We start from the raw sequence: 20,128 nt of genomic DNA, 5'->3' as shown, positions 1-20,128 counted from the left end.
GGGACCGATCGAGCAACTCTTACACCGGCAAATCAATCAGCAGCGCGCGCAGCGGCGTATCCGCTACCAGGGTGATATTCGCTTCGTCACGAATAAACGCCCCGTCGCCGCAGGTGAGCGCTTCTTTCTCTTCCGCGTGCGTTACCGCATGCACCGTACCGTGAATGGACTGCAAATAGGCGCGCGGGCCGTGCAGCTGGAAGCTTGCCTGTTCACCTTTTTTCAGTTCGATATGGTGCAGCCATACCTGCTGTCGCAGCTGCAGGCTTTCCTTGCTGCCGTCAGGCGAGGCAATCAGCTGCTGTTTATCGCTCTTCAGATCTATTTTCTGCACCAGCGGGTTTTCTCGCTCAGGGCAGGCGTCGAGCCACAGCTGCATGCGCGTCAGCGTTTTGTCTTTGCTGAGGTTATGCTCGCTGTAGCTGATGCCCGGCTGCGTGGAAATTAACAACGCTTCGCCAGCCTTTGCCTGGACATGATTGCCCTCGCTATCGCGGTATTCTGCCTCGCCTTCCAGGATCAGGTTCAGGATATCGACTTTCGGATACGTACGCGGCTGGAAGGAGGCGCCCGGGGCGAGCACTTCCTGGTTCAACACGCGCAGTGAAGCGTAACCGAGGAGTTTAGGGTCAAAGTAGTGTCCAAAGGAAAAGGTGTAGCGGGCCTGCAGCCAACCGAAATCGGCTTGTCCGCACTGTTTCGCTGTTCTTGTCGTAATCATAAACTTGACCTCTCTTTACACTAAAACAATGGTAAAGGTATGGACGCTGCATTGTTAGCCAGATATTCTGCCTGGTATGTTCAAATTTCCTGAATGAGAACGAGATGGCTAAAGAGAGAGCATTGACGCTTGAGGCGCTTCGCGTCATGGACGCGATTGACCGGCGCGGCAGCTTTGCCGCGGCGGCAGATGAACTGGGGCGCGTTCCGTCTGCGCTAAGCTACACCATGCAAAAACTGGAGGAAGAGCTGGACGTCGTGCTCTTCGATCGCTCCGGTCATCGAACAAAATTCACCAACGTGGGGCGGATGCTGCTGGAGCGAGGTCGCGTGCTGCTGGAAGCGGCGGACAAGCTCACCACGGACGCCGAAGCGCTGGCGCGAGGCTGGGAAACCCACCTGACGTTAGTCACCGAAGCGCTGGTGCCGACCGAAGCGCTGTTCCCGCTGGTAGACCGCCTGGCGGCGAAGGCCAATACGCAGCTGTCGATCATCACCGAGGTGCTGGCCGGGGCGTGGGAGCGTCTGGAGACGGGCAGGGCGGATATCGTCATTGCGCCTGACATGCATTTCCGCTCATCGTCAGAAATCAACTCGCGCAAGCTCTACAGCGTCATGAACGTCTACGTCGCCGCGCCGGATCACCCGATTCACCAGGAGCCGGAGCCGCTCTCTGAAGTGACGCGCGTGAAGTACCGCGGCGTGGCGGTGGCGGATACCGCGCGCGAGCGTCCGGTGCTGACGGTCCAGCTGCTGGATAAACAGCCGCGTCTGACGGTCACGTCACTGGAAGACAAGCGGCAGGCGCTGCTGGCCGGTTTGGGCGTGGCGACGATGCCTTACCCGTTTGTGGAAAAAGATATTGCGGAAGGGCGACTAAGGGTGGTGAGCCCGGAGTACACCAGCGAAGTGGACATTATTATGGCGTGGCGCCGCGACAGCATGGGCGAAGCCAAATCGTGGTGCCTGCGCGAAATTCCAAAGCTCTTTGCGCATCACAACAAATAAGCGAGCAGGCCCGGTAAGCGTAAGCGCCACCGGGCAGTAATTTACGCGCCGATCTTAGGATCCGGACCAAAGCGGTTTTCGCCCGGCGTCCCGCTCTGACAGTTGAAAATTAAAATCACGATCCAGCCGACAAGCGGGATCAACAGCAACAGCAGCCACCACGCCGAACGATCGGTGTCGTGGAGACGACGAAACAGCACGGCCCATGAAGGCAGCAAAACCAGCAAGCCATAAATCGTAGTGAGTACGCCTTCACCGCCGGCGCGCTCCCAGCCGAGGATTTTATCCACGATGCCCAGCACCATAATCAGGACGAAGTTCACCAGAACGAACATCCAGTACTCTTTGCGGCGGGCGCGGCCACCAAATCCAACGTAGTTGCGCAGTACTTTTAAATACCAGTCCATTTTCCTTGCCTCTTAATCAGTCAATCACTTGTTTTCTAAGCGATCGAGGTAAGGATAGATGTATGCTGTGAATTAAAAAAGGGAATCACTTGATTCCCTAAATAATTATCCGAAACGCACGTCGCGCCCGTGCGGTTCATCCAGATCCTGCCACGGGCCAATGGAGATGATGCCCGTCGGGTTGATGGTCTTGTGGCTGCGGAAATAGTGAGTGCGAATATGGTCAAAATCGACCGTCTCCGCGATCCCCGGCATCTGATAGATGTCTCGCAGGAAACCATACAGGTTCAGGTAGTCGCTGATGCGGTGTTTATCGCACTTAAAGTGGGTGACATAGACCGGGTCAAAGCGAACCAGCGTGGTCCACAGGCGAATGTCCGCTTCCGTCAGGCGATCGCCCGTCAGGTAGCGATGCTGGCCCAGGATCTGCTCCAGGCGCTCCAGCGATTCAAACACCTTTCCGACCGCTTCGTCATACGCTTCCTGGCTGGTGGCGAAACCGGCCTTATAGACGCCGTTGTTGACGTTGTCGTAAATCCAGCTGTTCAGCTCGTCAATTTTCTCGCGTAGCTCGACCGGGTAGTAATCCCCGGCGCGGGCGCCGTGCGCATCAAACGCGGTATTGAACATGCGGATGATTTCCGCGGACTCATTGCTGACTATCGTCTGGTTTTTCTTATCCCACAGCACCGGCACGGTCACGCGCCCGGTGTAGTGCGGATCGGCGCGCAGGTAGAGCTGGTACAGGAAATCGTGGTGATACAGGTCATCACCGGTCGCGGCGGGGAAATCACTGTCGAACGTCCAGCCGTTTTCCAGCATCAATGGGTTCACCACCGAAACCGGAATCAAAGATTCGAGGCCTTTTAGCTTGCGCACGATCAGCGTGCGGTGGGCCCACGGGCAGGCGAGGGAAACATAAAGATGATAACGATCTTTCTCCGCCGAGAAGCCGCCTTCGCCGCTCGGGCCGGGTGCGCCGTCGGCGGTCAGCCAGTTACGGAAGGCCGAAACAGAGCGCTTAAAGCGTCCACCGGTGGATTTGGTGTCATACCAGACATCCTGCCAGACGCCGTCTACGAGTTGTCCCATTTTTTACTCCTCCGTCAGATAGCAAAAGCGAGGAGATGTCTCCTCGCTTTGTGTTTATTCAGTATAGCGTGCTTACCATTTCTTATTCAGAACGCGGTCGATGCTGTATGCGCCTGGGCCGGTGATCGCCAGCAGCAGGAAGCCACCCGCGATGGTCAGGTTTTTCATAAACATCAGTGAGTTCACGCCTTCCGCAAAGTTGCTGTGGAAGATGAACGCGGTCAGCAGGGTGAAGCCTGCGGTAAACAGCGCGGTGGTGCGGGTCAGGAAGCCGAACAGAACCGCCAGGCCGCCGCCAAACTCAAGCAGAATGGTCAGCGGCAGCAGGAACCCCGGAACGCCCATGGCTTCCATATACTGCTGGGTACCCGCATATCCGGTGATTTTGCCCCAGCCTGCCACGATAAACAGAATTGGCATCAGAATACGCGCGACCAGTACACCAACATCTTCTAATTTTTTCATTTTACTCTCCAGGAAACCACATAAGCGGCTAAACATTATTTGTCTGCAATTCCGGGTAGATACCGCGGCTCTGCTGTCGATGGAGAGGAGTGTAAACGGGGCGGGTAGCAATTGTTAGCAAGGAAAACTGTCAATCTTCTTCAAAGATATTGAGTAAGGGCAGGTGCGCGCTGGTGCCCTCAGCCCACGGGGAGAAGGGCAAAAACAAAAAACGGTAACCTGAGTTACCGTTTTGCGTTTATCACCGCAGCTGTTGTTGCCGCAACGTTGCTTTGACCAGACGCCAGGCGCTCCAGGCACCAAAACCGCGTCGGGCCCAGCGGATGAGCATATTCGGATGACGAACCGTCCAGATAGCCATCACGCTGCTGCCGACCAGCGCCCACGAACGCAGGCTCAGGAAGGTATTCCAGCCACGGTCAAACCGTCGCGTCGCGTCGATCCAGTCACGGCGGCTGGCAGACAGATCCAGCCGCTGCTGCTGGATCTGACTCAACAGGTACGCTTTTCGCTTCTGACGTTCCGCTTTATCGCTCACGGCTTGTCATCCTCCAGCAGGGCGCGATCGTTAGCCAGTTCCTGGCGCGTGTGGCGCAGGAAAGTGGACCTGCGCGCTTTACGCATCGTCCATATGCCGCCAATCAGCGCCGCGACCAGCAGAACGACGGTCGTGGCAATCATCGCGTTAAGTCGATACTGCGGGTCAATGGCCCAGATGATTAACACCATCAGGCTCATCAGACCAAACGCGGCGAAGAGCATGGTCAGCCCGAGCATCAGCAGCATCTGGAAGAGGTTCGCTTTCTCCTCTTCCAGTTCGACCACTGCCAGCCGGACGCGCGTTTCGGCAATCCCAACCAGCGTCGTTAAAATACGCTGGCCGATGCCGAGGACGTTATTAGCAGGCCCTTGTGCGTGACGAGGATCTTCCATATCAACGACGCGTCAGCAGGACACCCAGTACCACACCCACTGCGGCACCAATACCAACTCCCGTCCATGGATTGTCGCGCACATATTCATCTGCACGCGCAGCCGCTTCACGGGTCTGTTTCGCCAGTGCATCACCGGTTTCACCCAGGCGGTAGCGGCTCTCTTTCAGCGCCTGCTCCGCTTTGCTGCGCAGCTTGCTTACTTCTTCTTTCGACTTATCGGCAGAGGAGTTCAGCACCTCTTCAAGGGTATCGGCCAGGGATTTCAGTTCAGCGCGCAGATGTTCAGACGTCGTATCTTTTGACATGATTCTCTCCTGTTGAGATTTCCGTTAACTCAATAATCGCGAGCTTCCAGCGCTTTCAGGTCGTCCTGCGCCTCTTTCAACTTCTTCTCGCGCTTAGCAATTTTTTCCGCATCCCCTTTCTCTTTCGCTTCCTGCAGGTCTTGACGGCGCTCGGCTATCTCGTCCTTCTGTTCAGCGATTTTCTTTTGGTGATCGGCACGCAGCTTGCTGTCTGAACAGTTCGCTTTCACTTCGCTCAGCGCTTTTTTGAGACCATCAACACGGTGCTGATTGTTATGCTTTTCGGCATAACCGATCTCACGCTGAATATCCTGTTCTTTCTCCTGACAGAGAGAGTTTGCGAAGGTCGTTGTGCTTAAAGAAAAAAGGGCCAGAGCCAGGGTCATGCGGAATTTCATTATCGAAACCTTCCATTGTGCTGCGGGGTTAGCCGCTATCCAAAATGATGCGGAGTACATTCGAGGGGTGCTCCGCGTACTTAAGCATAGTAAGTAAACGGGGGATTCACCAAAGTGAGTGAAAAGATTCGGAATCTAGGAAGTTATCCAAACCGATGCGACGTATCGCGAATCAATGATAACCACGCGGCTGGCGGGTTGTCATCTTCCTGCTGGGCAATGATATAGCCGTGCGGCAGCGTACGGTCAAGAACCGCTTTCGCGGCAGCGCTCTGCGCACGGGAATCAAACTTAATCAGTAAAACATCGTCCTGAGGGGTGATGCTTTTAAAGCGGATGCCGTTTGCATCCAGATGATGCCAGACAGAAAAACCGTCAGGCACACCGCCCCCCTGGTTTACCGGGCGAATGGCCAGCGTAGCCTCCTGATGTGAAAGCGTGTTCCAGGCCAGCAGTACGGCGCTAAGCATCACCAGTGCAATAAAGGCACAGGCAAAGCGGCGCATGGCGAGCGGTGAGATAACCATCGTTAACCTCGCGCTCCGTATTTTTTCTTCCACAGGACAACCAGCGAGCCGATCAGGCCGAAGACCAGCAGAACAACAGGCAGCAGCATCAGGCAGGACATCAGCTGATCTTCATATTTCATGAAGACCGGCGTCTTACCCAGCGCATAGCCCAGCGTCGTCAGGATCAGAACCCATAACAGGCCGCTCATCCAGTTGAAGAACTGGAAGCGTGCGCTGCTCAACCCGGACAGCCCGGCAATGGTGGGCAGCAGGGTGCGCACAAAGGCGATAAAGCGGCCAATCAGCAGCGCGGAAAGCCCATGCTTATGGAACAGGTGGTGTGCCCGCTGGTGATAGTGCGCAGGCAGATGGGAAAGCCAGTTCTGTACTATTCGGGTATTGCCCAGCCATCTTCCCTGGATATAGCTCACCCAGCAGCCAAGGCTGGCCGCGACGGTCAGTAATAAAATGGTTTGCGGGAACGCCATTGCGCCTTTGGCACACAGCACGCCGACAAGCACCAGTAAACTGTCACCCGGCAAGAAGGCTGCAGGCAGCAAACCATTCTCAAGGAACAGAATCATAAACAAGACAAAATAGAGCATGCCAATCATGGAAGGGTTGGCCAGCGTTTCAAAATCCTGCGCCCAAAGGGCATGCAGCAGTTGGGTCAAAAGTTCCATTCAGTGTTCCTGGAAATCGGTTAACGTCTCGCCTGTTATCCGGGACAAACAGCACGGCGACATTGTTGTGATTTCATTATGGTCGCTCGCGGACACATTGCGGTGTGGCCAACACTGTTCCCTGTTAATTGGCTGGTTAGCAAGCACTAACTTTCAAAATAACGAAGTGAATCCAATTGTAACAAAGCCCAACGTTCTGCGTCACAGAATTTGCAGGGTGAGGTGATTTTGGCGTAAGCCCTGAAAGTGAGCGAGGGATTTTACAAAGGCTGACACTATATATGTTTTGCTTACCCATTCAGGCGGGGAGGCGCAGCGAAGCGCCTGCCGGTAGAAAGGTCGCCTATTTTGCGCCGCTCGGGGCCGTATCGAGATGAACGACAGGATTATCGGCAAAAAGATAACGGTCAGCGTTAAATTCGAAGTCGTCGCTGGTTTCATTGAAGAGCATCTGCTTGGTGTTTTCCAGGTGCTGCCACATGGCGAGCTTCGCGGCGTGGGGATCTTTACGAATCAGCGCCTTAAGAATTTGATCGTGGTCGTCACACCAGTTGTCCACGGTACGGGAATCAATATGATCGTGCAGTTTTTTCCAGTACGGGTTGTGAACGCGCTGAGTCCACATTTTCTCAACGATTGCCGCCAGCGCCGTATTCTGGGTTGCCAGGGCGACCTGAACGTGAAACTGCAGGTCCCACTCGGAATCACGGAAACATTTTTCCTTGCGAGCGTTCTCCTGGATCTCCATCAGCTTCATGATGTCCTGCTTGGTCACCTGCGTGGCGGCAAATTCGGCAATATTGCTTTCGATCAGCTGGCGAGCCTGGAGCAGCTCAAACGGACCGTAGCTGGCGAATTCAAGACTTTCATCCGCCACCGGAGAGTGTTTAGGCTGATTAGAAATAACGTGAATGCCGGAACCTTTGCGTACCTCAACGTAGCCTTCCACTTCCAGCATGATAATCGCTTCACGCACCACGGTTCGGCTTACGCTTTTTTCATCCGCGATAAAGCGCTCGGCGGGAAGTTTATCACCGACAAGATAGACCCCTTGCTCGATGCGATCTTTCAGCTCGGCAGCAAGTTGTTGATATAAACGACGTGGTTCGGTGATTTCCATATGCGCTCCAGGCTGGGTACGGCAGATGATTTGTTATACCACTTTCACGGAATACTCTCCAGAATTTGCCATTAAAAAAGCCGCCCGGGGGCGGCTTCGGTGAAACGCATTTTCGCTAACTCTGCGTAGCCGGTCGCCCGAGAGACTCTTTCGCCAGCTCCTCTGCGGATTTGCTTTTCAGCACCGTCCAGATAACCACCGCGCCCATCAGGTCGAAGATTGCCAGTACCGCGAACAGTGGGCTGAAGCCGATGGTATCCGCCAGCGCGCCGACAACCAGCGCAAACATCGTACTCGCGGTCCACGCGGCCATCCCGGTCAGGCCGTTGGCGGTGGCCACTTCGTTGCGACCGAAGACGTCAGACGAGAGCGTAATCAGCGCGCCGGAGAGCGACTGGTGCGCAAATCCACCGATGCACAGCAGCGCGATAGCCACATACGGACTGGTGAACAGGCCGATCATGCCCGGGCCAATCATCAGCAGGGCGCCCATGGTCACCACCATCTTACGGGAAACAATCAGGTTCACCCCAAACCAGCGCTGGAACAGCGGTGGCAGGTAGCCGCCTACGATACAGCCCAGGTCAGCGAACAGCATCGGCATCCAGGCGAACATCGCGATCTCTTTCAGGTTAAAGCCGTAGACTTTAAACATAAACAGTGGGATCCACGCGTTGAAGGTACCCCAGGCCGGTTCAGCCAGGAAGCGCGGCAGGGCGATACCCCAGAACTGACGGGTGCCCAGGATCTGCCAGACGGACATCTTCTTGCCATTGTTGGTCTGATGCTGCGCTTCCTGACCACCAATAATGTATTCGCGTTCTTCCTCGGAGAGTTTTTTCTGATCGCGCGGGTGTTTATAGAAAACCAGCCACGCCATTGCCCAGGCAAAGCTCAGCACGCCAGAGATAATGAATGCCATCTGCCAGCTGTGCATCACGATGGCCCACACCACCAGCGGCGGCGCAATCATTGCGCCGATGGACGAGCCCACGTTGAAGTAACCCACCGCGATGGAACGCTCTTTTGCCGGGAACCACTCAGAGCTGGCTTTCAGCCCCGCCGGGATCATTGCGGCTTCTGCCGCACCGACCGCGCCACGGGCCAGCGCCAGGCCGCCCCAGCTGCCTGCCAGTGCGGTTGCACCGCAGAATACCGCCCAGGCGATGGCGAAGAAGGCATAGCCGATTTTGGTACCCAGAATATCGAGAACATACCCAGCAACAGGCTGCATGACGGTGTAAGCGGCAGAATAGGCCGCGATGATGTAAGAGTATTGCTGCGTGGAGATATGCAGCTCTTCCATCAACGTTGGCGCCGCGGCTGCCACGGTGTTACGTGTCAGGTAGCCCAGCACGGTGCCCAGCGTCACCAGTGCGATCATATACCAACGTAACCCTTTAATTTTACGCATCTAAAACCTCATCGTTATGTTATTTCCGCGCCAGAGCACGGCAACCTCTCAACCGTTGCCGGGAGCAGTTGTGTAACGGGAGGGGCGTAGCCGGGAGAATGTCCCGGAACGGCCCGAACCTTGCCATAAGTAAGCGTGCATAAGTCGGTATCCGTACCGTTAAATCCGATGTGTCTCACACCGGTAACGCATTCCGTCGGCTTAGTGTTTGCGACGGCGAAACGATAACTTGTCATACAACTTTAAAAGGTGAGTGACATCACAAATGTATGATTCTTTGTAGGGACATTAATCTCTGCGCGCAAAGCCAGAAACGGCGCGGCCTGTAGAAGGGTTTACTCCATTGAGGGTAATTTATTTGTTAGCGTTTATTGATCTCACTCACGAAAAAAGCTTCGGTGGGTGGAAATTGGTGTGATAACTTTGCAGCATATGAACATACGCTTTCTAACGCTCCCGTAATGAGGAAGACGATAATGACGCCGTTTATGACCGACGATTTTCTGTTAGATACCGAATTTGCCCGCCGCCTGTACCACGACTACGCTAAAGACCAGCCGATTTTCGACTACCACTGCCACTTACCGCCGCAGCAGGTTGCCGAAAATTACCGTTTCAAAAACCTGTATGATATCTGGCTGAAGGGTGACCACTATAAATGGCGCGCAATGCGCACCAACGGCGTGGCCGAGCGCCTGTGTACCGGCGACGCGACCGATCGCGAGAAGTTCGACGCCTGGGCGGCGACCGTTCCGCACACTATCGGCAACCCGCTTTACCACTGGACGCACCTCGAACTACGCCGTCCGTTTGGCATCACCGGCAAGCTGCTTTCTCCCGCTACGGCGGATGAGATCTGGGACCAGTGCAATGCGCTGCTGGCGCAGGATAACTTCTCCGCGCGCGGCATCATGAAGCAGATGAACGTGAAGATGGTGGGCACCACCGACGATCCTATTGACTCCCTGGAGCATCATGCCGTTGTCGCCAAAGACGCCTCTTTTGACATTAAAGTGCTGCCAAGCTGGCGCCCGGACAAAGCCTTCAACATTGAGCAGGCCACGTTCAACGACTACATGGCGAAGCTGGCGGAAGTGTCCGATACCGACATCCGTCGTTTCGCTGACCTGCAAACCGCGCTGACCAAACGCCTGGACCACTTCGCGGCGCACGGCTGTAAAGTCTCTGACCACGCGCTGGACGTGGTGCTGTTCGCGGAATCCAACGAAGCCGAACTGGACAGCATCCTGGCGCGTCGCCTTTCCGGTGAATCGCTTAGCGAGCACGAAGTGGCGCAGTTCAAAACGGCGGTACTGGTATTCCTCGGTGCGGAATACGCCCGTCGCGGCTGGGTACAGCAGTACCACATCGGCGCGCTGCGCAATAACAACCAGCGCCAGTTCAAACTGCTGGGCGCGGACGTGGGCTTTGACTCCATCAACGACCGCCCGCTGGCGGAAGAGCTGTCAAAACTGCTGAGCAAACAGAACGAGCAAAACCTGCTGCCGAAAACCATTCTCTACTGCCTGAACCCGCGCGATAACGAAGTGCTGGGCACCATGGTCGGCAACTTCCAGGGCGAAGGTATGCCGGGCAAGATGCAGTTCGGATCCGGCTGGTGGTTCAACGATCAGAAAGACGGCATGGAGCGTCAGATGACGCAGCTGGCGCAGCTCGGTCTGTTAAGCCGCTTCGTGGGTATGCTGACCGACAGCCGCAGCTTCCTGTCCTATACCCGTCATGAATATTTCCGCCGCATCCTGTGCCAGATGATTGGCCGCTGGGTGCACGCGGGTGAAGCGCCAGCGGATCTCCAGCTGCTGGGCGACATGGTGAAAAACATCTGCTTTAACAATGCGCGTGACTACTTCGCCATTGAACTGAACTAAGGCCGTCTGAGGTTGATATGCAATACATCAAAATCCATTCGCTGGATAACGTGGCCGTCGCGCTGGCAGATTTAACCGAAGGCACGGAAGTGGCCTTCGATAACCAGTCGGTCACGTTGCGCCAGGCCATTGGCCGTGGACACAAGTTTGCCCTGATCCCCATTGCAAAAGGGGAGAACGTGGTGAAGTACGGTTTGCCCATCGGCCATGCGCTGGCGGATATTGCGCCGGGTGAATATATTCATTCCCACAATACCCGTACCAATCTCAGCGATCTGGACGAGTACAGCTATCAGCCTGAACTACCGAAGGCAGGCGTGCAGGCGGGGGATCGTGAGGTGCAAATCTACCGTCGCGCAAACGGTGATGTGGGGATCCGCAACGAGCTGTGGATCCTGCCGACCGTCGGCTGCGTGAACGGCATTGCGCGTCAGATCCAGACCCGCTTTCTGAAGGAGACCCACGATGCCGAGGGCATCGACGGGGTACATCTGTTCAGCCACACCTACGGCTGCTCCCAGCTGGGTGACGACCACATCAACACCCGCACCATGCTGCAAAACATGGTGCGCCACCCGAATGCGGGCGCGGTGCTGGTGATCGGCCTCGGCTGCGAGAACAACCAGGTCGACGCCTTCCGCGAGACGCTGGGCGAATTCGACCCTGAGCGCGTGCACTTCATGGTGTGCCAGCATCAGGACGACGAAGTGGAAGCGGGCGTTGAGCAGCTGCATCAGCTGTATGAGGTGATGCGCCACGACAGGCGCGAGCCGGGCAGGCTGAGCGAACTGAAGTTTGGCCTGGAGTGCGGCGGGTCTGACGGTCTTTCCGGCATTACCGCTAACCCAATGCTGGGCCGCTTCTCGGATTACGTGATTGCCAACGGCGGCACCACGGTGCTGACCGAAGTGCCGGAAATGTTTGGCGCGGAGCGCATTCTGATGAGCCACTGCCGCGACGAAGAGACGTTTGAGAAGACCGTCACCATGGTGAACGACTTCAAACAGTACTTCATCGCCCACAATCAGCCGATTTACGAGAACCCGTCCCCGGGGAACAAGGCGGGCGGAATCACCACGCTGGAGGAGAAATCCCTCGGATGCACCCAGAAAGCGGGGGCCAGCCAGGTGGTGGACGTTCTGCGCTACGGTGAACGCCTGAAAACCCACGGCCTGAACCTGCTGAGCGCACCGGGTAACGATGCGGTCGCCACCAGCGCGCTGGCGGGGGCGGGCTGTCATATGGTGTTGTTCAGCACCGGTCGCGGTACGCCGTACGGCGGTTTTGTGCCGACGGTCAAAATCGCCACCAACAGCGAGCTGGCGGCGAAGAAAAAGCACTGGATCGATTTCGACGCAGGCCAGCTGATCCACGGCAAAGCGATGCCGCAACTGCTGACGGAGTTCGTGGACACTATCGTGGAGTTTGCTAACGGCAGGCAGACCTGTAACGAGAAGAACGACTTCCGCGAGCTGGCGATCTTTAAGAGTGGTGTGACGCTTTAAGTGTTTTGTCGGGTGGCGCTAGCGCTTACCCGACCTACTGAACTTTAATCGGTGCGGCCTGATGCCCTCACCCTGACCCTCTCCTACGGGGAGAGGGTACAAACACTAAAAACGGCAACCTCAGGGTTGCCGTTTTGCTGTTAACCTCGCAGCGCGTTCTTCGCTAAACGCGCGTCTTCCGCCTGACAGGCCGCTGCGGTGAACAGCACGTCGGTAGAGGAGTTCAGCGCGGTTTCGCAGGAGTCCTGCAGCACGCCGATGATGAAGCCGACGGCCACAACCTGCATGGCGATCTCGTTCGGGATGCCGAACATATTGCACGCCAGCGGGATCAGCAGCAGCGAACCGCCCGCCACGCCGGATGCGCCACAGGCACACAGCGACGCCACCACGCTCAGCAGCAGCGCCGTTGGCAGATCCACAGGAATACCCAGCGTTTGCACTGCCGCCAGGGTCAGCACGGTGATGGTGATCGCCGCACCTGCCATGTTCACGGTCGCACCCAGCGGGATCGACACGGAATAGGTATCGCGGTCCAGGTTCAGCTTCTCCGCCAGCGCCATGTTAACCGGAATGTTTGCCGCCGAGCTGCGGGTGAAGAAGGCGTATACGCCGCTCTCGCGCAGGCAGGTGAGCACCAGCGGATACGGGTTACGGCGGATCTGCCAGAACACCAGCAGCGGGTTGATCACCAGCGCCACCAGCAGCATACAGCCGACCAGCACCATCAGCAGCTGCGCGTAGCCCCACAGCGCGTCAAAGCCGGTTGTGGCCAGGGTAGACGACACCAGACCGAAGATACCGATGGGCGCAAAGCGAATCACGACCTTAACGATAAAGGTCACGGCGTTGGACATGTCGTTGACCAGGTTTTTCGTCGTTTCGTTGCCGTGACGCAGGGCGAAGCCCAGGCCGATCGCCCACACCAGGATGCCAATGTAGTTGGCATTCAGCAGAGCATCAATGGGGTTCGTAACCATGCTCATCAGCAGGCCGCGCAGCACTTCCACAATGCCTGAAGGCGGCGTGACGTCGCCCGCCGCAGAGGTCAGATGTAGCGTGGAGGGGAAGAGGAAGCTAAAGACCACTGCGGTCAGCGCAGCAGAAAACGTGCCCAGCAGATATAAAAAGAGAATCGGGCGAATGTTGGTTTTTTGTCCGTGTTGGTGATTGGCGATAGAAGCCATGACCAGCATCAGTACCAGCACCGGCGCAACGGCCTTCAGCGCGCCCACGAAAAGCGTTCCGAGAAGCCCCGTCGCTTCCGCGGCAGGTTTTGACACCATCGCCAGCAGAATACCCAGAACCAGACCTACCAGGATTTGTTTAACCAGGCTACCCTGCGTCAGACGCGCAAGCAGGCCCTTAGATTGTGTGCTCATACTAAATTCCTAAGTGAAATTGTGTTCCATCCTGGATGTGCTCTAAGTCACATTTATTTCAGGATGTAAATATTTGTTTGCCTGGTTGAGTATCAAGGAAAGCGGGGAAAGGCGGAAGAGTAAAATGCTGGATTTTACGTGTCACATCATATTTTTTAACTATTGAGTCACAAAAGTGTGTTAACCCTCTCCCCTTTGAGGAGAGGGTTAGGGTGAGGGGATTACTCCGCCTGCTGCTTTTTATCGTGCTGGCGGTTAACCCAGGTATTGATAACCAGCGTCACCAGCAGAATGCCGAACACCACGCCAAGCGAAATGGCGATCGGGATGTGGTAGAAATCCACGATCAGCATCTTGATACCAATGAAGACCAGGATCACCGACAGACCGTACTTCAGCATCGAGAAGCGCTCTGCCGCACCTGCCAGCAGGAAATACATGGCGCGCAGGCCGAGGATCGCAAACAGGTTAGAGGTCAGCACGATGAACGGATCAGTTGTCACCGCGAAGATTGCCGGGATGCTGTCTACCGCGAAAATCACGTCGCTCAGCTCGACCAGAATTAGCACCAGCAGCAGCGGGGTAGCAAACAGCAGGCCGTTCTTACGCACGAAGAAGTGTTCGCTCTCGATCTTATCCGTCATGCGCAGATGGCCGCGGATCCACTTCACCAGCGGCTTATCACCGATACCGGTATCGTCTTCTTTCGCCAGCGCCATTTTGACCCCGGTAAACAGCAGGAACGCGCCGAACACGTACAGCAGCCATTCGAACTGGGTAATTAGCCAACTGCCGGCGAAGATCATGATGGTACGCAGGACAATGGCACCCAGCACGCCGTAGACCAGCACGCGGCGCTGCAATGCTGCAGGCACAGCAAAGTAGCTGAACAGCATCAGCCAGACGAAGACGTTATCAACCGCCAGGGCTTTTTCAATCAGATAACCGGTGAGGAAGGCGAGCGCCTGAGGATCGGCCACCGCACGGCCTTCAGTCGAGGCCAGATACCACCAGAAGGCGGCGCAAAAGAGGAGCGAGAGGGTAACCCAGACCAGCGACCAGACGGCGGCCTGCTTAACGCTCATGCCGTGCTCGCCGCGACGACCCTGCAAAAAGAGGTCGATCGCCAGCATGATGAGCACGACAACCGCGAATCCGCCCCACAGCATTGGAGTGCCGACAGAATGCATACTATTTTCCTTACACATAAAAAACAAAAACGGCCATGGTCAGAAGACGATAGCCGTTAGCTTTTTATGCATAGACCTCGCCTTCCGGCAAGGTCTCACTTACAACCACGAAGGTTGCCCGGCGACCGGATGCATATTTTACGCATCGTAATGACGATCCACCGACGAAGAAGTTACTCCCCTTTGCAGGTAACAAAATATGTCAGACCATCGGTTTCGTCAATGGTCTGCGCCGTTTCATTACACAGCTTTACGCGATCGCTTCCGCGCCGACGCCGTCTGCCGGGAACACCACGCCGGTCTGGCGGCGGATCTCGGTTTGCAGCTTCGCCGTGGTGCGGCTTACCGCAAGGCCTGGGTGATTCACTTCGTTGTCTTCCACCAGACGGGCGAAGACCTCTGCCTCATAGAGCATAGTGTTAATATGCTGAGGCTGCGTCAGTTCTTGCGCTTTGCCGCCGCGCGGCACGAAGCTCACCTTCTGGCATTCGGAGATCTTCTCGATGACCAGCGACCCGGCTTCGCCCTGAATTTCGCTCGGCAACACGGAATCGCTCACCTTGGAGTGCTGCAGCGTGACGCTAAAATCACCGTAGTCCAGCACCACCAAACCGTGTGCATCCACGCCGCTCTCCAGCAGGCTGGCGGTGGCCGTAACGCCGTGCGGCTCGCCCCACAGCGCTACGGCAGAGGCCAGGCAGTAAAAACCGATATCCATAATCGAGCCGTTTGAGAAGGCCGGATTAAAGGTATTCGGATTCTCGCCGTCCAGATAGCGCTGATAGCGCGACGAATACTGGCAGTAGTTGATAAAGGCTTTGCGCACTTTGCCAATTTTCGGCAGGGACTGCTGCAGCAGAAGGAAATTCGGCAGGCTGGCGGTTTTGAACGCTTCGAACAGCACCACCTGGTTTTCGCGGGCAAGCGCAATGGCCGCTTCCACTTCCTCAATATTCGAGGCCAGCGGCTTCTCGCAAATTACGTGCTTTTTGTGGCCGAGAAACAGCGCCGTTTGCGGGAAGTGCAGGGAGTTCGGGCTGGCGATATAAACCGCGTCAATGGCGTCGCTTTGCGCCATTTCATCCAGGGAGGTGAAGAGATGCTCGACGAGGTAATCGTTAGCAAAGCTCTGCGCCTGCTCAAGGCTGCGGGAATAGACTGCGGTGAGTTTAAGTTTGCCGGTTTCGTGGGCGGCGTCGACGAACTGGCGCGTGATCCAGTTCGTTCCAATGACTGCGAAACGTATCATAAACGTTTACGTACTCCGTAGCGGGGAACCTTTAGCCACTGTAGCACGGGATTATTGCAAAACCAGTGCGCTATTCCGCATTACCATTTAACGATAAATGCGTAAGCCACAGGCGGGTATCAAACTCCAGCTGGTGATACTGCGGCTCCATGTGGCAGCACAGGGAATAGAACGCTTTGTCGTGCTCTTTCTCTTTCAGGTGCGCCAGCTCATGCACCACGATCATCCGCAGAAAGGCTTCCGGCGCGTTACGGAAAACCGTCGCCACGCGGATCTCCGCCTTAGCCTTCAGCTTGCCGCCCTGTACGCGGGAGATGGCGGTGTGCAGGCCGAGCGCATTTTTCAGCACGTGGATCTTGTTGTCGTACATCACCTTGTTGATCGGCGGCGCGCTCTTCAGATATCGGCTTTTCAGATCCTGCGTATACTGCCAGAGCGCCTTATCGGTCGCGAAATCGTGCGTGCCGGGATAGCGTTTTTCCAGCACCGCGCCGAGCTTCTGCTCGGCAATCAGGCTGCGAACCTGAGTCAGTAAATGCTCCGGGTAGCCCTGGAGATAAGTAAGTTGGTTCATCAAAAGCCCAAATTAATGCGAAAACGGGTATACTCACGCACCCTTTTCAGGGATACGCCAAATTTTACCATTCAGGAGGGCCGATGAGCCACTTAGACAACGGTTTCCGTTCACTCAACCTTAAACGTTTCCCGGAAACGGACGACGTAAACCCGCTTCAGGCGTGGGAAGCGGCGGATGAATATCTGCTGCAGCAGTTGGATGAGACTGAAATCCGCGGCCCGGTTCTGATCCTGAATGACGCGTTTGGTGCCCTGGGCTGCGCCCTGGCAGAGCACACGCCGTACAGCATTGGCGATTCCTACTTAAGCGAGCTGGCGACGCGTGAAAACCTGCGCCATAACGACATCGACGAGTCCAGCGTGAAGTTCCTCGACAGCACCGCGGACTACCCGCAGGCGCCGGGCGTGGTGCTGATCAAAGTGCCCAAAACCATGGCGCTGCTGGAGCAGCAGCTGCGCGCGCTGCGTAAAGTCGTCACGCCGGAAACCCGCATCATTGCGGGTGCCAAAGCGCGCGATATTCACACGTCGACGCTGGAGCTGTTCGAGAAGGTCCTCGGCCCGACCACTACCACGCTTGCCTGGAAAAAAGCGCGCCTGATCAACTGCACCTTCAGCGCACCGGAGCTGGCCGACGCGCCGGAGACGCTGAGCTGGAAACTGGAAGGCACCGACTGGACCATCCATAACCATGCGAACGTTTTCTCCCGCACCGGGCTGGATATTGGGGCGCGTTTCTTTATGGAGCATCTGCCGGAAAACCTGGAAGGGGAGATTGTCGATCTGGGCTGCGGCAACGGCGTGATTGGCCTGACGCTGCTGGCGAAGAATCCGGAAGCCAGCGTGGTGTTCAGCGACGAGTCGCCGATGGCGGTGGCCTCCAGCCGTCTGAACGTAGAAACCAACATGCCGGAAGCGGTGGATCGCTGCGAATTTATGATCAACAACGCGCTCTCCGGCGTTGAGCCTTTCCGCTTCAACGCCGTGTTCTGCAACCCGCCGTTCCACCAGAAGCACGCCCTGACGGATAACGTCGCGTGGGAGATGTTCCACCACGCGCGCCGCTGCCTGAAAATCAACGGCGAGCTGTATATCGTGGCGAACCGCCACCTGGACTACTTCCACAAGCTGAAAAAGATTTTCGGCAACTGCGTCACCATTGCGACCAATAACAAGTTTGTGGTGCTGAAAGCGGTGAAGCTGGGTCGCCGTCGCTAAATAACCAGTGCAAGCTGGGTGCCCTGCGCAATCGCCCGCCGCGCATCCAGCTCCATCGCCACGTCGCACCCGCCGATCAAATGCACCGTTTTACCCGCTTCGCGCAGCGGATCGGCCAGATCGCGCTTTGGCTCCTGTCCGGCGCACAAAATCACATGATCCACGCGCAGCAGCTGCGGTTCACCACCGATCAGCACATGCAGCCCATCGTCGTCGATCTTCTGGTAGCTCACCGCCGGGATCATCTTCACCCCGCGCGAGAGCAGGGTGGCGCGGTGGATCCAGCCCGTGGTTTTGCCCAGCCCTTCACCCGGCTTGCTGGCCTTACGCTGGAGCATCACGATCTGGCGCGGGCTTTTCGGCAGCTGCGGCCCTTCCGGCCGTAATCCGCCGGACTGGCTCAGGCTGGTATCAATGCCCCATTCTACGCAAAACTCGGCGATATTCTGGCTGGTGGCCTCGCCCGGCTGGCTTAAATACATCGCGGTATCAAAGCCGATCCCGCCGCAGCCGATAATCGCCACCTTCTCGCCAACGGGCGCTTTGTCACGCAATACGTCCAGATAGCTCAACACCTTCGGATGATCGATACCCTCGATTGCAGGCGTGCGCGGTGCGATCCCGCTCGCGAGGATCACCTCGTCGAAACCGATCAGATCCGCCGCGCTGACAAGCTGGTTAAGCCGCAGATCAACACCCGTCAGATCGATCATCCGGCGGTAGTAGCGCAGGGTTTCATAGAACTCCTCTTTGCCGGGGATCTGTTTGGCGATATTAAACTGCCCGCCAATTTCACCGGCGGCATCAAACAGCGTCACGCTGTGCCCGCGTGAGGCGGCATTCATCGCAAACGCCAGCCCAGCGGGGCCGGCTCCCACGACGGCCAGGCGTTTTTGACTGACCGCGGGGACGACCGGCATTTTCGTTTCATGGCAGGCGCGGGGGTTCACCAGGCATGAGGTGACTTTGCCGGCGAAGATCTGATCCAGACAGGCCTGGTTACAGCCGATGCAGGTGTTGATCTCATCCGCACGGCCGCTTTGCGCTTTGGAGAGCAGTTCGGAGTCCGCGAGGAACGGACGCGCCATCGATACCATATCGGCGTCGCCGCGTGAGATCACATCGTCCGCCACCTGCGGGTCGTTAATGCGATTCGTCGTTACCAGCGGAACGGAGACTTTGCCCTTCAGCTTGCGCGTTACCCAGCTGAACGCCGCGCGCGGCACCGGCGTGGCGATGGTCGGGATGCGCGCTTCGTGCCAGCCAATCCCGGTGTTGATGATGGTGGCACCTGCGGCTTCAATCGCCTGCGCCAGCTGCACGGTTTCGTCGAACGTGCCGCCGCCCTCCACCAGGTCGAGCATCGACAGGCGGAAGATAATAATAAAGTCCGCGCCCGCACGTTCGCGCACCGCGCGCACCACCTCCACGGCAAAGCGCATCCGGCGGGCATAGTCACCGCCCCATTCATCGTCGCGCTGGTTGGTGCGTGCGGCGAGGAATTCGTTAATCAGATAGCCTTCAGAGCCCATCACCTCCACGCCGTCGTAGCCCGCCTCACGCGCCAGCGCGGCGCAGCGGGCAAAATCGTCGATCAGCGCCAGGATCTCGTCGTGGCTGAGGGCGTGAGGGGTAAAGCGGTTAATCGGCGCCTGAATAGCCGATGGCGCAACCAGCTTTGGCTGATAGCTGTAGCGCCCGGTATGCAGAATTTGCAGGGCGATTTTGCCGCCTTCGTTATGCACCGCGTCCGTGACAATGCGGTGATGCGGCAGCTGTGTCGCATCATTCAGGACTGCGCCGCCCTCCATCGTCACGCCTGAAGGGGCAGGGGCTACGCCGCCGGTGACAATCAGCGCCACCCCGTGGCGCGCGCGCTCGGCGTAGAAGGCCGCCAGGCGCTCGGCCCCGTCCGGACGCTCTTCCAGCCCGGTGTGCATCGAGCCCATTAACACGCGGTTTTTAAGGGTGGTAAACCCCAGATCGAGGGGGGCGAATAGCGACGGGTAGCGGCTCATAGTCTCTTCCAGTGTAAAATTATTGTTATGTGGTCGGATGAGTCA

Annotated in this window: 21 protein-coding genes; 4 read left to right on the top strand and 17 right to left on the bottom strand. The window is 56.9% G+C overall.

The features are described from left to right. Positions 1-19 precede the first annotated feature (19 nt). A complete protein-coding gene (locus IM271_RS10830) occupies positions 20-721 on the bottom strand; it encodes a pirin family protein (protein ID WP_193052580.1) in 702 nt (233 codons plus the stop codon). Between the two features lie 104 nt (positions 722-825). Here IM271_RS10830 and yhaJ point away from each other — a divergent pair, with 104 nt between their 5' ends. Next, positions 826-1,728 (top strand): DNA-binding transcriptional regulator YhaJ, encoded by a 903-nt coding sequence (gene yhaJ, locus IM271_RS10825; protein ID WP_003862655.1) that lies wholly within the window; start codon positions 826-828, stop codon positions 1,726-1,728. Between the two features lie 41 nt (positions 1,729-1,769). On the opposite strand, the gene IM271_RS10820 is transcribed toward yhaJ, so the two are convergent. The 11 genes from IM271_RS10820 to IM271_RS10770 all read right to left on the bottom strand — a co-directional run bounded on the left by IM271_RS10820 (position 1,770) and on the right by IM271_RS10770 (position 9,056). Then, positions 1,770-2,135 (bottom strand): DUF805 domain-containing protein, encoded by a 366-nt coding sequence (locus IM271_RS10820; RefSeq protein ID WP_028014511.1) that lies wholly within the window; start codon positions 2,133-2,135, stop codon positions 1,770-1,772. A gap of 105 nt (positions 2,136-2,240) precedes the next feature. After that, on the bottom strand, positions 2,241-3,227 hold the full coding sequence (locus IM271_RS10815) for a glutathione S-transferase family protein (protein WP_045260107.1): 987 nt from the start codon (positions 3,225-3,227) through the stop codon (positions 2,241-2,243). Between the two features lie 72 nt (positions 3,228-3,299). Continuing rightward, positions 3,300-3,692: a DoxX family protein gene (locus IM271_RS10810; RefSeq protein WP_014833394.1), complete on the bottom strand. Its 393-nt coding sequence runs from the start codon at positions 3,690-3,692 to the stop codon at positions 3,300-3,302. Between the two features lie 241 nt (positions 3,693-3,933). Next, complete coding sequence (locus IM271_RS10805) at positions 3,934-4,230, bottom strand: YqjK-like family protein (protein WP_014885330.1); 297 nt, start codon at positions 4,228-4,230, stop codon at positions 3,934-3,936. Continuing rightward, positions 4,227-4,625, bottom strand: a complete 399-nt coding sequence (locus IM271_RS10800; protein WP_041907961.1) for a phage holin family protein — start codon at positions 4,623-4,625, stop codon at positions 4,227-4,229. Before IM271_RS10800 ends, IM271_RS10805 begins: the two co-directional genes overlap by 4 nt. Position 4,626: 1 nt before the next feature. Beyond that, a complete protein-coding gene (locus IM271_RS10795; RefSeq protein WP_008503141.1) occupies positions 4,627-4,932 on the bottom strand; it encodes a YqjD family protein in 306 nt (101 codons plus the stop codon). A 29-nt stretch (positions 4,933-4,961) separates the two neighbouring features. Further along, positions 4,962-5,330 carry a DUF1090 domain-containing protein gene (locus IM271_RS10790; RefSeq protein WP_028014508.1) on the bottom strand — a complete coding sequence of 123 codons (369 nt, stop codon included), beginning with the start codon at positions 5,328-5,330 and terminating at the stop codon, positions 4,962-4,964. Between the two features lie 143 nt (positions 5,331-5,473). Then, entirely contained in the window at positions 5,474-5,857 is a 384-nt protein-coding gene (mzrA, locus tag IM271_RS10785; RefSeq protein ID WP_045260108.1) for an EnvZ/OmpR regulon moderator MzrA, read from the bottom strand. A 2-nt stretch (positions 5,858-5,859) separates the two neighbouring features. Further along, positions 5,860-6,522 (bottom strand): DedA family general envelope maintenance protein YqjA, encoded by a 663-nt coding sequence (yqjA, locus tag IM271_RS10780; protein WP_008503144.1) that lies wholly within the window; start codon positions 6,520-6,522, stop codon positions 5,860-5,862. 343 nt (positions 6,523-6,865) lie between these two features. Beyond that, positions 6,866-7,642, bottom strand: a complete 777-nt coding sequence (gene exuR, locus IM271_RS10775) for a transcriptional regulator ExuR (protein ID WP_028014506.1) — start codon at positions 7,640-7,642, stop codon at positions 6,866-6,868. Positions 7,643-7,757: 115 nt separating this feature from the next. After that, positions 7,758-9,056 carry an MFS transporter gene (locus IM271_RS10770; protein ID WP_028014505.1) on the bottom strand — a complete coding sequence of 433 codons (1,299 nt, stop codon included), beginning with the start codon at positions 9,054-9,056 and terminating at the stop codon, positions 7,758-7,760. Positions 9,057-9,532: 476 nt separating this feature from the next. Here IM271_RS10770 and uxaC point away from each other — a divergent pair, with 476 nt between their 5' ends. Together uxaC and IM271_RS10760 are read left to right on the top strand one after the other, a co-directional pair. Further along, positions 9,533-10,945, top strand: a complete 1,413-nt coding sequence (uxaC, locus tag IM271_RS10765; RefSeq protein WP_193052579.1) for a glucuronate isomerase — start codon at positions 9,533-9,535, stop codon at positions 10,943-10,945. 17 nt (positions 10,946-10,962) lie between these two features. Next, on the top strand, positions 10,963-12,450 hold the full coding sequence (locus IM271_RS10760; RefSeq protein ID WP_088204363.1) for a UxaA family hydrolase: 1,488 nt from the start codon (positions 10,963-10,965) through the stop codon (positions 12,448-12,450). A gap of 140 nt (positions 12,451-12,590) precedes the next feature. On the opposite strand, the gene sstT is transcribed toward IM271_RS10760, so the two are convergent. From sstT to IM271_RS10740, 4 genes are all read right to left on the bottom strand, one after another. Further along, positions 12,591-13,832, bottom strand: a complete 1,242-nt coding sequence (sstT, locus tag IM271_RS10755; protein ID WP_063438526.1) for a serine/threonine transporter SstT — start codon at positions 13,830-13,832, stop codon at positions 12,591-12,593. A gap of 221 nt (positions 13,833-14,053) precedes the next feature. Then, positions 14,054-15,022 (bottom strand): TerC family protein, encoded by a 969-nt coding sequence (locus IM271_RS10750; RefSeq protein WP_047367080.1) that lies wholly within the window; start codon positions 15,020-15,022, stop codon positions 14,054-14,056. A 250-nt stretch (positions 15,023-15,272) separates the two neighbouring features. Continuing rightward, the gene (locus tag IM271_RS10745; RefSeq protein WP_049000041.1) at positions 15,273-16,271 is read right to left on the bottom strand and encodes a Gfo/Idh/MocA family protein; all 999 of its coding nucleotides are present in this window, start codon (positions 16,269-16,271) and stop codon (positions 15,273-15,275) included. Between the two features lie 70 nt (positions 16,272-16,341). Further along, positions 16,342-16,845 (bottom strand): YgjP-like metallopeptidase domain-containing protein, encoded by a 504-nt coding sequence (locus IM271_RS10740; RefSeq protein WP_023333531.1) that lies wholly within the window; start codon positions 16,843-16,845, stop codon positions 16,342-16,344. Between the two features lie 83 nt (positions 16,846-16,928). On the opposite strand from IM271_RS10740, the gene rlmG reads away from it, so the two are divergent. Continuing rightward, on the top strand, positions 16,929-18,065 hold the full coding sequence (rlmG, locus tag IM271_RS10735) for a 23S rRNA (guanine(1835)-N(2))-methyltransferase RlmG (protein WP_028014499.1): 1,137 nt from the start codon (positions 16,929-16,931) through the stop codon (positions 18,063-18,065). On the opposite strand, the gene IM271_RS10730 is transcribed toward rlmG, so the two are convergent. After that, positions 18,062-20,083, bottom strand: coding sequence for an NADPH-dependent 2,4-dienoyl-CoA reductase (locus tag IM271_RS10730; protein WP_193052578.1), 2,022 nt, complete (start codon positions 20,081-20,083; stop codon positions 18,062-18,064). The genes rlmG and IM271_RS10730 overlap by 4 nt on opposite strands. Between the last annotated feature and the right edge of the window lie 45 nt (positions 20,084-20,128).

The sequence above is a fragment of the Enterobacter cloacae complex sp. I3 genome, from assembly GCF_014896175.1.
In the GTDB taxonomy this organism is placed as follows: Bacteria; Pseudomonadota; Gammaproteobacteria; order Enterobacterales; family Enterobacteriaceae; genus Enterobacter; species Enterobacter bugandensis.
This window is presented reverse-complemented; position numbering and strand designations above follow the sequence as displayed.